The sequence below is a fragment of the Streptomyces sp. ASQP_92 genome (genome assembly GCF_025399895.1).
GTDB lineage: Bacteria > Actinomycetota > Actinomycetes > Streptomycetales > Streptomycetaceae > Streptomyces.
Genome location: NZ_JAODUA010000006.1, coordinates 48822 through 63025, shown reverse-complemented (window position 1 = coordinate 63025; position 14204 = coordinate 48822). Strand labels below are relative to the sequence as shown.

The 14204-nt window shown below is 69.8% G+C and carries 15 protein-coding genes; 8 read left to right on the top strand and 7 right to left on the bottom strand.

The genetic code is table 11. From position 1 onward, the window contains the following. The first annotated feature begins 100 nt into the window (after window positions 1–100). Entirely contained in the window at window positions 101–997 is an 897-nt protein-coding gene (locus N4G70_RS16175) for a LysR family transcriptional regulator (RefSeq protein ID WP_261713353.1), read from the top strand. A gap of 58 nt (window positions 998–1055) precedes the next feature. Then, window positions 1056–1538: an NUDIX domain-containing protein gene (locus tag N4G70_RS16170; protein ID WP_261713352.1), complete on the top strand. Its 483-nt coding sequence runs from the start codon at window positions 1056–1058 to the stop codon at window positions 1536–1538. Between the two features lie 13 nt (window positions 1539–1551). On the opposite strand, the gene N4G70_RS16165 is transcribed toward N4G70_RS16170, so the two are convergent. Next, window positions 1552–2184, bottom strand: a complete 633-nt coding sequence (locus N4G70_RS16165; RefSeq protein ID WP_261713351.1) for an HAD family phosphatase — start codon at window positions 2182–2184, stop codon at window positions 1552–1554. 317 nt (window positions 2185–2501) lie between these two features. On the opposite strand from N4G70_RS16165, the gene N4G70_RS16160 reads away from it, so the two are divergent. Next, a complete protein-coding gene (locus N4G70_RS16160; protein WP_261713350.1) occupies window positions 2502–3356 on the top strand; it encodes a GNAT family N-acetyltransferase in 855 nt (284 codons plus the stop codon). A gap of 86 nt (window positions 3357–3442) precedes the next feature. Here the strand turns inward: N4G70_RS16160 and N4G70_RS16155 are convergent, their stop codons facing one another. Both N4G70_RS16155 and N4G70_RS16150 read right to left on the bottom strand, forming a co-directional pair. Then, window positions 3443–3874 (bottom strand): heme-binding protein, encoded by a 432-nt coding sequence (locus tag N4G70_RS16155; protein WP_261713349.1) that lies wholly within the window; start codon window positions 3872–3874, stop codon window positions 3443–3445. A gap of 35 nt (window positions 3875–3909) precedes the next feature. After that, window positions 3910–5121, bottom strand: a complete 1212-nt coding sequence (locus tag N4G70_RS16150; protein WP_261713348.1) for an MFS transporter — start codon at window positions 5119–5121, stop codon at window positions 3910–3912. Window positions 5122–5258: 137 nt separating this feature from the next. Here N4G70_RS16150 and N4G70_RS16145 point away from each other — a divergent pair, with 137 nt between their 5' ends. Beyond that, complete coding sequence (locus N4G70_RS16145) at window positions 5259–5717, top strand: MarR family winged helix-turn-helix transcriptional regulator (RefSeq protein ID WP_261713347.1); 459 nt, start codon at window positions 5259–5261, stop codon at window positions 5715–5717. 25 nt (window positions 5718–5742) lie between these two features. Then, window positions 5743–6195, top strand: coding sequence for a GNAT family N-acetyltransferase (locus N4G70_RS16140; RefSeq protein WP_261713346.1), 453 nt, complete (start codon window positions 5743–5745; stop codon window positions 6193–6195). A 92-nt stretch (window positions 6196–6287) separates the two neighbouring features. On the opposite strand, the gene N4G70_RS16135 is transcribed toward N4G70_RS16140, so the two are convergent. After that, window positions 6288–7691, bottom strand: coding sequence for a serine hydrolase (locus N4G70_RS16135; RefSeq protein ID WP_261713345.1), 1404 nt, complete (start codon window positions 7689–7691; stop codon window positions 6288–6290). A gap of 80 nt (window positions 7692–7771) precedes the next feature. Then, on the bottom strand, window positions 7772–8488 hold the full coding sequence (locus N4G70_RS16130) for a class I SAM-dependent methyltransferase (RefSeq protein WP_261713344.1): 717 nt from the start codon (window positions 8486–8488) through the stop codon (window positions 7772–7774). A gap of 195 nt (window positions 8489–8683) precedes the next feature. On the opposite strand from N4G70_RS16130, the gene N4G70_RS16125 reads away from it, so the two are divergent. Together N4G70_RS16125 and N4G70_RS16120 are read left to right on the top strand one after the other, a co-directional pair. After that, window positions 8684–9301, top strand: a complete 618-nt coding sequence (locus N4G70_RS16125; RefSeq protein WP_261713343.1) for an RNA polymerase sigma factor — start codon at window positions 8684–8686, stop codon at window positions 9299–9301. After that, window positions 9298–10269, top strand: a complete 972-nt coding sequence (locus tag N4G70_RS16120; RefSeq protein WP_261713342.1) for a CU044_5270 family protein — start codon at window positions 9298–9300, stop codon at window positions 10267–10269. Before N4G70_RS16125 ends, N4G70_RS16120 begins: the two co-directional genes overlap by 4 nt. 43 nt (window positions 10270–10312) lie before the next feature. Here the strand turns inward: N4G70_RS16120 and dnaB are convergent, their stop codons facing one another. Then, window positions 10313–11806, bottom strand: a complete 1494-nt coding sequence (gene dnaB / locus N4G70_RS16115) for a replicative DNA helicase (RefSeq protein WP_120722417.1) — start codon at window positions 11804–11806, stop codon at window positions 10313–10315. Between the two features lie 423 nt (window positions 11807–12229). On the opposite strand from dnaB, the gene N4G70_RS16110 reads away from it, so the two are divergent. Further along, window positions 12230–13579, top strand: coding sequence for an MATE family efflux transporter (locus N4G70_RS16110; protein ID WP_261713341.1), 1350 nt, complete (start codon window positions 12230–12232; stop codon window positions 13577–13579). A 164-nt stretch (window positions 13580–13743) separates the two neighbouring features. Here N4G70_RS16110 and rplI read toward each other — a convergent pair whose 3' ends face one another. Then, window positions 13744–14190: a 50S ribosomal protein L9 gene (gene rplI, locus N4G70_RS16105; RefSeq protein ID WP_261713340.1), complete on the bottom strand. Its 447-nt coding sequence runs from the start codon at window positions 14188–14190 to the stop codon at window positions 13744–13746. Window positions 14191–14204: the final 14 nt, after the last annotated feature.

Here is a 14204-nt window from a genome sequence, read left to right as displayed (position 1 = left end):
GTCAGTGTCCAATCACGGTAGCGACAGAGACCTATCGACATATTTATAGTTGTGTCCGGCCGGGGACGTCGCGAGGCAGTTCAGGACGGGAGGGCACCGCATGGACCTTGCCCTGCTGCGTACGTTCGTCACCGTGCACCGGGCCGGCTCGTTCACCCGGGCCGCGGCGCTGCTCGGACTCTCCCAGCCCGCGGTGACCAGCCAGATCCGCACCCTGGAGCGGCAGTTGGGCCATCCCCTCTTCCTGCGCAGGGCGCGCGGCGTGACCCCGACGACGATCGGCGACGAACTGGCCCAGCGGGCCGCGCCGCATCTGGACGCGCTCGTCGAGATCACCGAGCCCGGCCTCCGCGAGGAAGCGGGGGCGCGGACGCTCCACCTGGCGGGCCCCCCGGAGTTCACGGCGGTACGGGCCCTGCCCGCGCTCACCCCGCTCATCCCCCAGGGCCTCGCGCTGCGGGCCTCCTTCGGCAACGCGGAGGAGACGCTGGAGGGCCTGGCCGCCGGCCACCACGATCTGGTCATCACCACCGCCCGACCGCGCGGCGGGCTGCTGACCTCGACCCCGCTGTGCGACGAGGAACATGTACTGGTCGCCGGCGTGCGCTGGGCGGCACGGCTCGGGCCCGGGGCAGTGCGCCACGGCGGCCCCCAGGTGCTGGAGTCCATCCCGGTGGTGGAGGTCCATGAGTCGCTGCCGCTGGTGACGCGGTACTGGGCGGCCGTGTTCGACGCCGGGCCCGCCACCACGGGCACGGTGATCGCCCCCGACCTGCGGGCCGTCCTGGCCGCGGTGGCCGCCGGAGCGGGCTTGGCGGTGCTGCCCCGCTACCTGTGTGCGACGGCCCTGGAGCAGGGCGAAGTGGTGGCGCTCCTCGACCCCCCGGTGCCGCCGCTGCGGACCTATTTCCTCGCGGCCCGCACCGGCACCCTCGGCCTCGCGCACATCGCGCGGGCGCAGGAATGGCTGCTGCGTGCCGCCGCCGACTGGAGCTGAGGAGCGGCCGGTGGGTCCGAAGAGTTTCGCGGCCATCCCTTCGGGCCACATTTCTCCCATGACCGTACGTCCAGTGGTCAAGCGCACCGCACGAGCCGTCCTGCTCGACGGTGACGACCTGATCCTGATCAAGCGCACCAAGCCCGGCACGGATCCGTACTGGGTGACCCCCGGCGGCGGGGTCGAACCCGAGGACTCCACCGTCGTCGAGGCCCTGCACCGCGAGGTGCACGAGGAACTCGGGGCCAAGATCACCGATGTGGTGCCCTGTTTCGTCGACACCGTCGAGCACATCGGAGCCGACGGAGGGGCGACCGGAGTGAAGGTGCAGCACTTCTTCGTCTGCCGCCTCGACTCCATGGACCCCTCACTGCGCCACGGCCCCGAGATCGACGAGCCGTGCGGAGAATACGAGATCGTCCGTATCCCGTTCACCCGGGTCGGGATCGCCTCGGTGCACCTCGTCCCGCTGTCCCTCAGGCACTATCTGGACGGCAACATCGAGGGCGTGCGCGCCATGCACGCACCCGATCTCGGCTGAGCGCCCTCCGCACTCACCCAGCGGCGCGGACGAGCGCATAGGCCTCCCGGAGGTCGTCGCCGGTGTACACATGGGTCGCGAGGCCCGCGAGGTGGTGGTCCGCGTTCACGGCGACCGAGACGGGCACCGCGGCGAAGAGATCCACATCGGACATCGAGTCCCCGTACGCCACACAGCTTCGGGGGCTGACGCCGAACTCCGCACACAGCCGGTTCATGACGGCCACCTTGGCGGCCGGGCTGAGGATCCCGGCCGGATCCACCGGCCGAACGAACGGCACGTCCGGAAAGATCGAGCCGTGCGCGGCGTGGGCACCCCAGGCGAGCAGCCGTCGCACGAAGAAGGACGGGGACAGCGAGATGACGGCGCAGTAGTCACCCTGTTCCCGGATCTCGCGCCACACGTCCTGGATCCCGGTGATCCAGGGAGCTGCCTCGAAGGCGCTGGCCACCTGTGCCTCGGTGAGCCCGGCCCAGAGGGCATGCACCCGGACCGCGTACTCGGCGGGTTCGATCACGCCGGTGGACAGCTCACGCTCCAGCTCCCCGATCTCGTTGAGCAGTCCCAGTTGCCGGGATACCTCGACCGGCGCGGCGGAGCCCCGCATGAGCGTGCCGTCGAGGTCGAAGAGATGAAGTCGCGCCATGTAGGCCGAGGCTAGTACGCGAGGTTGCTCCCCCTGTCGGACGCCTGGCCCAGCCGCCGGAGTTCGGAATGGAGCATGGGCGGCGACGCCCTGTTTCACGTGAAACACCCGCCGCTCCCCTTCTCCGGTCCGCAGCCGGTGGGTCCGACCTCGCTTCCCGCGGCTGTGTTTCACGTGAAACATCTGCGTCGGCGCCCCCGCATACGGCGATCTCGGTGCTCATAGTCCTGGGGGCTGACGAAGGGTGGCCAGAAGCACCCTGTCGGGAGGCGGAAACTGCTGGACGCCGCGCCCGTACGTCGGACAACCTGACCCTCATGCCCTCACCGCTCGCCGAGCTCCCCCTGCGCCGCCTGACCAACGAAGACCTCGTCGCCTGCGCCGACCTCTCCGAAGACCGCGGTTGGCCACGTGAGGAGCACAAATGGGGGCTTCTCCTCGCGGCGGGCACGGGGTACGGAATCGACGCCCCGGACGGCAAGGGCCTGGTCGCCGCCTGTGTGGTCACCTCGTACGGCCCGGGTCTCGCGGCCATCGGCATGGTCCTGGTGGCCGAGCGCTTCGCCCGTCAGGGCGTCGGGCGCCGACTGATGAAGGACGTGCTCCAGACGTGGGAGGGCACTCCGCTCACCCTGCACGCCACGCCGTACGGACGCCCGCTGTACGAGGAGCTGGGCTTCGAGACGACCGGCCGCGCCGAGATGGTCATGGGTCACTTCCAGCCGTCGGGGCCCGCTCCGACGGTGGCCACCCGGCCGGCGGCCGCGGACGACCTGCCGGCGATTCTCCGGCTGGACGCCGAGGTCTTCGGTGAGGACCGCACCCACGTGATCGCCCGCCTCCCGGCCTTCTGCGATCAACTGCGGGTCTCCGAGGACTCGGCCGGGCTCACCGGATTCGCGGCCGCCTGGCCCAATATGAACACCCATGTGGTGGGCCCGCTGATCGCCCGTGACACGGAGACCGCCAGGGCTCTGGTCGCCTCGCTCGCGGCCGGTACGGACCGGCCGCTGCGCACGGACATCGACGTACGTCACGAGGACTTGCTGAGCTGGCTGAGGGCGTCCGGCATGGAGTCGGTCGGCTTCAACGCGGTGATGACCCGAGGCATCCCGGCCCTTCCCGGCGACTGGACCCGCCGCTTCGCGCCGCTGACGGTGGCCGCGGGCTAGCCAGACACTGTCCTGTCCCTACGCATCCGCCCCCATGTGCCGTGCTGTCACGGGCACGTGAGGGCGGACGGTGGGACTCGGGGCGATCAGCGGCCGGCCAGGCTCTCGACCGCGAGGGTCGCGAACCCGTGGTCCTGCTCGGGGGCTCCGCCGCCCACACCTATCGCGCCGACGAGACGGCCGTCGCGGTGCACGGGCACGCCGCCCGCGATGAAGAGCAGCGGACGGTCCAGGGCCGTCGGCAGGGTGTGGAAGGGGCCGCCCGGCTGGACCGCGTCCACCAGGTCCGCGGTCGGTGCGTTCAGCTGAAGCGCCGTGTACGCCTTGCGTGTGCTGGTCTCCCCTGCGATCAGTACGGCCCGGTCGTCCCGGCGGAAGGCGAGCGGATGGCCGCCCGCGTCCAGGACGGTGACCGCGACGGCGACCCCGGCCTCCTCGGCGGCCACGCGGGCCGCTTCGACGAGCGCCTCGGCTTCCGGGGTGCTGAGCGGGGCCGGGGCGATGGTGGTGGTGCTCATGAGGGGTAACTCCTAGGTAATTCCGGGCAGTTGATTCAGCGCTGGGAGGCCGGGACCCGGATCGGATCCGGTACGCCGCCAGCGACGACGGGGCTGTCCGTGGTCGTACGACGCTCCAGCGCGCTGGAGACGAAGGCGAGCACGAGGGCGGAGGCGGCGAGTGCCGCGCCCACCCAGTTCGGGGCGGTGTAGCCGAGGCCGGCCGCGATGACGACGCCGCCGAGCCAGGCGGAGAGCGCGTTGCCGAGGTTGAAGGCGCCGATGTTGACCGCGGACGCCAGGGTGGGCGCCCCGGCGGCCTGGTCGAGGACGCGCTTCTGCAGCGGGGGGACGGTCGCGAAGCCCAGCGCGCCGATGAGGAAGACCATGACGGCGGACGCGGACTTGTCGTGGGCGGCCACGGTGAACAGCGCCAGGACCACGGCGAGCCCGGACAGCGACACATAGAGCATCGGCATCAGAGCGCGGTCGGCGAACCGGCCGCCGACGAGGTTTCCGGCGACCATCCCGAGGCCGAACAGCACGAGCAGCCAGGTCACGGAGGTACCGGCGTATCCGGCGACGTTCGTCATCATCGGGGTGATGTAGGTGATCGCGGCGAAGACGCCGCCGAAGCCGAGCACGGTCATCGCCATGGCGAGCAGCACCTGAACGTTGCGGAACGCGGCGATCTCGTGCCGCAGCCGTACGCCCTGGGCCTTCGGCAAGTCCGGGACCAGCTTGGCCACGCCGAACAGTCCCAGCACCCCGAGGGCGGCGACGACGAAGAACGTCGCGCGCCAGCCGGCCTGCTGGCCGATGAGCGTGCCCGCCGGTACGCCCACGACGTTGGCGACGGTCAGGCCGGTGAACATCATGGCGATGGCCCCGGCCTTCTTCTCGGGGGCGACCAGGTCCGCCGCGACGACGGAGCCGATTCCGAAGAACGCGCCGTGGGCGAGGGAGGCGACGATCCGCCCGGTCAGCATCAGCCCGAAGGCGGGCGCGACCGCGGAGAGCACGTTGCCGACGATGAAGAAGCCCATCAGCAGCATCAGCATCCGCTTGCGGCTGATCTTCGTTCCCAGCAGCGTCATCAGCGGTGCGCCGAGCATCACGCCGACCGCATAACCGCTGACCAGGTATCCGGCCGTGGGGATGGAGACGTCGAAGGTGCCGGCGACCTCGGGGAGCAGCCCCATGATCACGAATTCCGTGGTGCCGATACCGAACGCCCCGATGGCGAGGGCTAGGAGCGCGAGTGGCATGGGATGGCCTTCCAGAAGATTGCTTGAGCTCCTTACGGGCGTCCACAATAATTGCAGACGCGTGTTAATTGCAAACGCGGGCTATTGCACTGGTGGACTATCCTGAGGACAAGCCGCTCCGGACGGAGGACAGACGCATGACCGCGACCGACCCCGCACTCACCGCCCTCGCCCAGGGCTGGTGCGCGCTCTCGCTGCTGCACGGCAAGATCGATGCCCACATCGAGCGCGCCCTTCAGGCGGGCCATGACCTCAGCGTGCGCGAGTACTCCCTGCTCGACGTCCTGAGTCGCCAGCACAGCGGCCCCGGCGGCCATCTCCAGATGAAGCAGGTCGCCGACGCCGTCGTCCTCAGCCAGTCGGCCACGACCCGGCTGGTGACCCGGCTCGAGGACCGCGGCCTGCTGACCCGCTACCTCTGCGACACCGACCGGCGCGGCATCTACACGGACGTCACCGACGCCGGCCTCGCCCTGCTGGCCGAGGCCCGGCCCACCAATGACAGAGCCCTGCGCGAGGCGCTGGACGAAGCGGCCGCGAATCCCCAACTGACGCCCCTGGTCCGCACAGTTGAGGCGCTGCACGTATCGGCCTGACATGGCCCGGCGTACGCTCACACCCATGAACGATCTTGAGATCAGGCCCGCGACGCCCGAGGACATCCCGGCGATCGTGGCGATGCTCGCCGACGACCCGCTGGGCGCCCAGCGCGAATCGCCGGACGACCTCACGCCCTACCGTGCCGCGTTCGACCGGCTGGCGGGCGATCCCCAACAGCGGTTGGTGGTCGCGGACCGTGGCGGTCGGGTCGTCGGCACCCTTCAGCTCACCGTCATTCCCGGCCTCTCCCGGCGCGGAGCATCGCGCTCGATCATCGAGGGCGTCCGCGTGGAGAAGACAGAGCGGGGCAGCGGCCTCGGGACCATTCTGATCGAATGGGCCATCGCCGAATCCGAGCGTCAGGGCTGCCAGTTGGTCCAGCTCACCTCGGACGCCACCCGCATAGACGCCCATCGCTTCTATGAGCGGCTGGGATTCGAGGCCTCGCACGTGGGGTTCAAGAAGCCCCTGTAGGTCCCGTTTCACGTGAAACGGGACCTACAGCATCCCGGAGTGGCCGTTTCACGTGAAACGGCCACTCCGGGATGCCTGTTTCACGTGAAACGTCAGATCCCCCGCCAGCCCTCGGGGTCCACACCACCCGGCACCGCGTCTGCATCGGGGCCATACGGCTCGCGTGTGAAAACGAAGGAGCCGAGGTCGAGATGGCTCACCGAGCCGTCTCCTCGACGCACCACACGGAGCGTCTCACCTTGGTAGTAGCCGTCGAGACCGACCCAGGTCCCGTTCGCGGCGGCCTTGAAATCGGCCGCCCGGCCGGTGCCCCGTAGCGGCGCCAGTGCCACCCCGCGGCCGGCTGTGAGCCGCAGGCCATAGGCATGAGTGCCCCAGTACCAGGGTCCGGTCAGCGCCAGGAGTTGCTCATCCGCCTCGGGGAGAGGGCGCCAGGGCTCCGGGAAGCGCGGCTCGGCCTCTCCCACGATGCGTACGAGATCGGCCGCCAGTGCCCCGCACATCGGGCCCGACGTCGCATTGGCGAGCGCGACGGCTGCCACTCCGTCCGCCACGCTCATCCACAGGCCCGCGACAAAGCCGGGCAACGAGCCGGTGTGTCCGGCGAGCTCGCGGCCATCGCTGCGGGCGAGCTGCATGCCGAACCCGTAGCCGCTGTCCCATCCACCCGCTTCCGGCGCGACGGCGGGAGTACGCATCTCCGCGACCGACTCCGCGCTCAGCACTCGCTCATCTCCCTCCGCGAGGAAGACGGCGAAGCGGCACAGGTCGGCGGCGGTCGACCAGAGCTGCCCGGCCGGGGCCATCAGGCCGAGATCCTCGGACGGTTCGGGCAACAGCACATCGGCCCACGGGTGCACCGCCCAGCCGCCGGCGTGGGGATGCATCGGCTGCGTGCTCGTGCGGTCGAGCCCCAGCGGCTGGAGGACCTCGGTCCGCAGCGCCTGCTCCCAGGACACCCCGCGCACCTCTTCCACCAGAGAACCCAGCAGGGTGTAGCCCGGATTGGAGTAGTGGTGCAGACGTCCCGCCGGATGCAGATCCGGCTCGCTTCCCAGGACGTCGGCGAGTTCGGGACGAAGGTCACCAGGTGTCCGCTCCCACCACGGCGCGGGCGATTCCGCCGCCAACCCGGCCGTGTGGGAAAGGAGTTGAGCGATCGTCGCCCCGCCCGCCGCGGTGCCGGGAAGGTGCTTCTCCAAGGGATCGCCGAGATCGAGCAGTCCCTCGTCGCGCAGCCGCAGAACCAGCACGGCGGTGAAGGTCTTCGTGATGGACCCGATACGGTACTGGACGTCGGCGTCCGGGCCATGGCCGTCCACCGAGGTGCGCGATCCGGACCAGACCATCCGGCCGTCCCGCGCCACGGCCGCGACCAGCGAGGGCGCCCTCCCTTCGGACTGGGCGACCGCGATGCGATGGAGGAGGGCGCGCCGCGTCGACGGCAGCAGCTCTTCGAAGGGAGAGGGCGATACGGGGGGACGGGATGAGGTCATGAGGGAAGGTCTAGCCGCGCACCCGCCTCCAGTCGACCGCTTTTCACCGGAGCCGACCTCTTCGGCCCCTCATCTCTTCGTCACCTCTTCGGCGCGGCAGAGCTGCTGCCCTGTCTGCCGTCCTTCGGCGCGGTCGTGGCGCCCGGGATGCCGTCGGGTCGCCGGCGCGCGAAGAGGATCCCTCCGAGGGCGCTCTCGGCCGAGGTGAGCGTCATCCGCGCCTCGACGGTGAAGCCGGCGTCCTCCAGCCACGTGGCCACATCGGCAGGCTGTCGGCGATGCACCTGGACGTTCATCGCATGACCTCCGTAGCCCCGCGTCTTGAGCCGTGATCCGTCCCCGGCGTGGAAGCTGAGCAGCACCAAACCGCCGGATCGCACGACCCGCCGGAAGTGCGCGAGGACACCACCGATCTCGCGGTCGGGTACGTGGATCAGCGAATACCAGGCCACCAGGCCCGCCACCGAGGCGTCGGCGAGGTCGAGTTCCGTCATGGAGCCCGCCTCGAACCGCAGGCCGGGGTGCTCACGCCGGGCCGTCTCGACCATCATGGGCGACAGATCGACCCCGAACGCGTCCACGCCGAGGCCGCGCAGATGGGCCGTGATCCTGCCGGATCCACACCCGACGTCCACCACCGGTCCTCCGCCGTCGGCCTGCACCAGCTCGGCGAACAGAGACAGGACCGAGCGTTCGTAGGGCGTCCGGTCCAGGAGATCACGCACCTGCTCGGCGTAGGAGGCGGCGACGGTGTCGTAGGACGTGCGGGTCTCCGCCAGCCAGTCTTCGACGCTCATGGCGCAGACGGTAGTTGGCCGTCGCCCCCCGCAGAACCCGCTCGCTCCGGTGAAAGCGACTGAGGAGCCGTGGACGACCTCGGCCGACCGGAGCACGCGGCGCGGACGCACCGCCCGATGTGACGCAGGTCACCGGAACTGGTGGGTGGTCGCGGAGAGGACTGGATGTGAGGGGAAACGGACGGAGAGGTACCTATGCGCGAACGCATACGAGCGGGTGACCAGGCGGCGTTCGCCGAGCTCTACGAGGAGTACGCGCGAGGGGTCTACAACCATGCATTCCGGCTGACGGGCGACTGGTCGACGGCCGAAGAGGTGATGTCCGACACCTTCCTGGAAGCCTGGCGCACCCGGCGGAGGGTCGAACCGTACGGCGGGTCCCTGCGGCCGTGGCTGCTGGGCATCGCCACCAACAAGGCGCGCAACGCCAATCGGCGCCTCCACCGCCGGATCGCCTTCCTGGCCCGTCGGCCGGGGACGGACACGGTCGGGGACTTCGCCGACGAATCGGCGTCGCGTATCGACGACGACCGCGAACTGGACGCCGTACGCCATGCGTTGACGCTGCTGCGCCGTCCCGAGCGGGAGGTGCTGGCCCTGTGCGTGTGGTCGGCCCTGGACTACACCGAGGCCGGACAGGCCCTGGGCATTCCGGTGGGCACCGTGCGATCCCGGCTCTCCCGTGCCCGCGCCCGGCTGCGAAAGCTGACCGATGACCAGCTCAGCGGGCGTTCCGGACACACCGGCCCGAATGCGCCGGCACCACCCACGGCCGGCCCCCCGGCCCTGACCGTTCAGGAGGAGGCCCGATGAACACCGACGACCACCAGGAAATCGCCCGGCTGCTCCCCACCCCCGCCGAGCGGGATCTGCCCACCGGCCGCCACCGTCACCACCGAGAACTGCTCATGCGCACCATCGAGGCCGACCGTTCCCGAGCCCGCCGCCGACTGTTGCGCCCGCCCCTCCTCCTGCCCCTCGCGGCAGCGGCCATGGTCGTGGCCGTGGTGCTCACCGTCATGCCCGGGGCGCGCCCCGAGAGCTCCCCGACGAGGATCACGCCGGCCGCCCCCGGCACCGCACAGGGGGCGGCCGTGCTGCTCGACCGGCTCGCCGCCGGAGCCCTGTCGTCCCACACCGGCCCGGTGCGGGACGACCAGTACGTCTACGTACGCAGCATGGCCACCCGCACGGAACACCTCAAGCCGGTGGTCGCGGGGGCGCTCAAGGAGCGGGAGGACTGGAACCCGCAGGATCCTCGCCCCATCAAGGAGACAGGGCTCTTCCGTGAGGACGGCACCTTCGTGCCCATCCACAGCGAGCCCACGCCTGCGGGCATCAGGCGCCCCACCTACGCGTGGCTGGCTTCCCTGCCCACCGAGCCCGGCGCCCTCTACCAGCGCATACGGCAGGAGACCCATCCGGTCAACGGCCAGGACTTCGACCAGACGGTGTTCGAGTCCTTCGGCAACCTGCTGAGCTACACGGTGATGCCGCCCGCGACGCAGGCCGCCCTCTACCGGGCCGCCGCGAGGATTCCGGGCGTGGTGGAGGTGCCGGCCGGCGCCGACGCCACCGGCCGCACCGGCCTCGCCATCGCGCGCGAGGACCGCCAACTCGGTCAGCGCACGGAATGGGTCTTCGACAAGACGACCCTGGCGTTCCTCGGCCTACGGACCTACCTGACCACGACCAGCGAATGGGGAGAGGCAGGAACCCTGGTCTGGGCGAACGCGATCCTGGAACGCGCGGTGGTCGACCGGCCTCGCCAGGTGCCGTGAGCGGTGGGGGCGGGCGCTCTCCGCCACACCCCCGGCCCCTGGATCAGGTCGCCGCCATGTCCACGAAGCGTGAATAGTGGCCCTGGAAGGCGACGGTGATCGTCGCGGTGGGGCCGTTACGGTGCTTGGCCACGATCAGGTCCGCCTCGCCCGCGCGGGGCGACTCCTTCTCGTAGGCGTCCTCACGGTGCAGCAGGATGACCATGTCCGCGTCCTGCTCGATGGAGCCCGATTCACGAAGGTCGGAGACCATCGGCTTCTTGTCGGTGCGCTGCTCGGGGCCACGGTTCAGCTGCGAGAGCGCGATCACCGGCAGCTGGAGCTCCTTGGCGAGGAGCTTCAGGTTTCGCGACATGTCCGAGACTTCCTGCTGGCGGCTCTCGGCGCGTTTCGAGCCGCCCGACTGCATGAGCTGCAGATAGTCGATGACGACGAGACGGAGGTCGTTGCGCTGCTTGAGGCGGCGGCACTTGGCGCGGATCTCCATCATCGACAGGTTCGGGGAGTCGTCGATGTAGAGCGGCGCCTGGGAGACGTCCGGCATGCGCCGGGCCAGCCGCGTCCAGTCGTCGTCGGTCATCGTGCCGGAGCGCATGTGGTGGAGCGCGACCCGGGCCTCGGCCGACAGCAGACGCATCGCGATCTCGTTGCGCCCCATTTCGAGCGAGAAGATCACGCTCGGCAGGTTGTGCTTGATCGAACAGGCCCGCGCGAAGTCCAGCGCCAGGGTGGACTTACCCATCGCGGGCCGGGCTGCGATGACGACCATCTGGCCGGGGTGCAGACCGTTGGTGAGCGAGTCGAAGTCGGTGAATCCGGTGGGCACTCCGGTCATCTCGCCGCTGCGGGAGCCGATCGCCTCGATCTCGTCGAGCGCGCCCTCCATGATGTCGCCGAGCGGCAGATAGTCCTCGCTGGTGCGCTGCTCGGTGACCGCGTAGATCTCGGCCTGGGCGGAGTTGACGATGTCGTCGACGTCGCCGTCCGCCGCGTATCCCATCTGCGTGATCTTGGTGCCCGCCTCGACGAGCCGGCGGAGCACCGCCCGCTCATGGACGATTTCCGCGTAGTACGAGGCGTTGGCCGCCGTCGGCACCGACTGGACCAGGGTGTGGAGATAGGACGCGCCGCCGACCCGGGTGATCTCGCCGCGCTTGACCAGTTCGGCGGCGACGGTGATGGGGTCGGCGGGCTCGCCCTTGGCATAGAGGTCGAGGATCGCCGTGTAGACGGTCTCGTGGGCGGGCTTGTAGAAGTCGTGGCCCTTGATGATCTCCACGACGTCCGCGATGGCGTCCTTGGAGAGCAGCATGCCGCCGAGCACGGACTGTTCGGCGTCGATGTCCTGAGGCGGCACCCGCTCGAAGCCCGAGGAGCCGCCGTCCCAGTCGTCCTGGCCCCGGTCGTGCTGATCGTCACGGCCTCTGCCGCGGCCGCGACCACGGACCTCGCTGTCGCCTCGCTGGCGGGAAACAGGCAGACGGTCACTTGGACCGGTGTCGGCCCAGGGCTCGTCCAACGGCTCGGGAATGCTCACCGGGCCACCTCCTCCCGTCCGCTCCGCGGACCTAGCCGTGCCACTCTTTCTACGGCACGACACTGACAAAACGAGAAGCCCGACTCCGGTTCTGGCGCGTCGGGCGCCGGACCACGGTAGGCCCGCGAGCGGCGTCAGCCAATCTGGTTATCCACAGGCCTTGTGGACGAAGGACCGGATGCTGTGGAGAAGTCTCCGGAACCTGTGCACGGACCGGGGGACAGCACTGTGGACAAAGTCATAGCACCCCGTCGATGACCCCCATGACCTGCACTTTCTCCGTCCACTGGCTGTGGGGGAGAAAAACTTTCCCGACTGGCTCAAGATCTCGGCAGACAGCGTCCACACGAACCTGACCGCAGCCCTGAAGTAAGGACTCCATGGCCATTGCGTCCATTACCTGTGGAAGATTAGATTGACCCCATGAAACAGGCCCCCACGGCGCCGGAGCACGATCGGCGGACCTCCCGACACCGACACGATCGCGAGATCGTGTCCCTCGCCGTACCCGCCTTCGGCGCCCTCGTCGCCGAGCCGCTCTTCGTGATGGCCGACAGCGCGATCGTGGGCCATCTCGGCACCCCGCAACTGGCCGGTTTGGGTATTGCCGCGCCCCTGCTCACCACCGCCGTGAGCATCTTCGTCTTCCTCGCCTACGCCACCACCGCGGCCGTTTCCCGCCGGGTCGGCGCGGGAGATCTGCGCGCCGCGATCCGCCAAGGCATGGACGGCATCTGGCTGGCGCTGTTCCTGGGCGCCGTAGTCGTCGCCGCCGTAGTCCCCTCGGCCCCCTGGCTGGTCGGCCTGTTCGGCGCATCGGACACAGCGGCGCCCTACGCCGTCACCTATCTGCGCATCTCGGCCCTCGGCATACCCGCCATGCTCGTGGTGCTCGCCTCGACCGGCATCCTGCGCGGCTTGCAGGACACCCGGAAGCCCCTGTACGTCGCCATCGGGGGCTTCACCGCCAACGGAGCACTGAATCTGGGACTCGTGTACGGCGCCGGGCTCGGCATCGCCGGATCGGCCTGGGGCACCGTCATCGCCCAGTTCGGCATGGCCGCCGTCTATCTCACCGTGGTCGTGCGCGGCGCCCGACGCCACGGCGCCTCCCTGCGCCCCGACCTCGCGGGCATCCGGAACAGCGCCCAGGCGGGCGCCCCCCTGCTGATCCGTACGCTCTCACTACGAGCCGTCCTGATGATCGCGACCGCCGTCGCCGCGCGTCTGGGCGACGCCGATATCGCCGCGCACCAGATCATTCTGTCCCTGTGGAGTCTGATGGCCTTCGCCCTCGACGCGATCGCCATCGCCGGCCAAGCCATCATCGGGCGCTATCTGGGGGCCGGTGACGCCAAGGGAGCCAAGCAGGCCTGCCGCCGCATGGTGGAGTGGGGCATCGCCTTCGGTGTCCTGCTCGGCGTGCTCGTGGTGGCGGCCCGGCCGCTCTTCGTCCCGCTCTTCACCAATGACCACACGGTCCAGCAGACCCTGCTGCCCGCTCTGCTCGTGGTCGCCCTGACCCAGCCGATCGCGGGAGTCGTCTTCATCCTCGACGGCGTTCTGATGGGCGCGGGCGACGGCCCCTACCTGGCACGGGCCATGCTGGTGACCCTCGTCGTCTTCGCTCCGGTCGCACTGCTCGTGCCGACCCTCGGCGGCGGCCTCACCGCGCTCTGGTGGGCCATGGCGCTGATGATGGCCGTCCGCATGCTGACGCTGGGCCTGCGGGCCCGCTCGGGGCGGTGGCTGGTCACTGGCGCCACTCGCTGACTGCGAGGCGACCGTACGCCGCCCACCGGGCGGTGTTTCACGTGAAACGCGGAGTCTGCTGCTCTGCTGTGTTTCACGTGAAACACAGCAAAGCAGCAGCGGACGGCACAGCAGAAGGGCCGCACCCCGAGGGGTACGGCCCTTCTTCTGATGCTGTGCGGTGCTTACGCGGCGATGACCTCGACGCCAAGCTTCGCGACAACGTCGGAGTGCAGACGCACGGACACCTGGTGAGCACCAAGGGTCTTGATCGGCGCACCGAGCTCGACGCGGCGCTTGTCCACGTCCGGGCCACCGGCAGCCTTGATCGCCGAAGCGACATCGGCCTGGGTGACGGAGCCGAAGAGACGGCCGGCGTCGCCGGAGCGAACAGCCAGACGCACCTTCACGCCCTCGAGGCGGGCCTTGACCTCGTTGGCCTGCTCGATGGTCGCGATCTCGTGGATCTTGCGCGCACGACGGATCTGCGCGACATCCTTCTCGCCACCCTTGGTCCAGCGGATCGCGAAACCACGCGGGACCAGGTAGTTGCGAGCGTAGCCGTCCTTGACGTCAACGACGTCGCCGGCAGTGCCGAGGCCAGAGACCTCGTGGGTGAGGATGATCTTCATTTTTCGGTCACCCT

What these genes read in the sequence shown, in the direction of transcription:
- N4G70_RS16130 (WP_261713344.1), bottom strand. Translation starts at nt 8,488, where the DNA reads ATGAGCGTCGAAGACTGGCTGGCGGAGACCCGCACGTCCTACGACACC.
- N4G70_RS16160 (WP_261713350.1), top strand. Translation starts at nt 2,502, where the DNA reads ATGCCCTCACCGCTCGCCGAGCTCCCCCTGCGCCGCCTGACCAACGAA.
- N4G70_RS16170 (WP_261713352.1), top strand. Translation starts at nt 1,056, where the DNA reads ATGACCGTACGTCCAGTGGTCAAGCGCACCGCACGAGCCGTCCTGCTC.
- N4G70_RS16120 (WP_261713342.1), top strand. Translation starts at nt 9,298, where the DNA reads ATGAACACCGACGACCACCAGGAAATCGCCCGGCTGCTCCCCACCCCC.
- N4G70_RS16125 (WP_261713343.1), top strand. Translation starts at nt 8,684, where the DNA reads ATGCGCGAACGCATACGAGCGGGTGACCAGGCGGCGTTCGCCGAGCTC.
- N4G70_RS16140 (WP_261713346.1), top strand. Translation starts at nt 5,743, where the DNA reads ATGAACGATCTTGAGATCAGGCCCGCGACGCCCGAGGACATCCCGGCG.
- N4G70_RS16150 (WP_261713348.1), bottom strand. Translation starts at nt 5,121, where the DNA reads ATGCCACTCGCGCTCCTAGCCCTCGCCATCGGGGCGTTCGGTATCGGC.
- N4G70_RS16110 (WP_261713341.1), top strand. Translation starts at nt 12,230, where the DNA reads ATGAAACAGGCCCCCACGGCGCCGGAGCACGATCGGCGGACCTCCCGA.
- N4G70_RS16165 (WP_261713351.1), bottom strand. Translation starts at nt 2,184, where the DNA reads ATGGCGCGACTTCATCTCTTCGACCTCGACGGCACGCTCATGCGGGGC.
- N4G70_RS16145 (WP_261713347.1), top strand. Translation starts at nt 5,259, where the DNA reads ATGACCGCGACCGACCCCGCACTCACCGCCCTCGCCCAGGGCTGGTGC.
- N4G70_RS16135 (WP_261713345.1), bottom strand. Translation starts at nt 7,691, where the DNA reads ATGACCTCATCCCGTCCCCCCGTATCGCCCTCTCCCTTCGAAGAGCTG.
- rplI (WP_261713340.1), bottom strand. Translation starts at nt 14,190, where the DNA reads ATGAAGATCATCCTCACCCACGAGGTCTCTGGCCTCGGCACTGCCGGC.
- N4G70_RS16175 (WP_261713353.1), top strand. Translation starts at nt 101, where the DNA reads ATGGACCTTGCCCTGCTGCGTACGTTCGTCACCGTGCACCGGGCCGGC.
- N4G70_RS16155 (WP_261713349.1), bottom strand. Translation starts at nt 3,874, where the DNA reads ATGAGCACCACCACCATCGCCCCGGCCCCGCTCAGCACCCCGGAAGCC.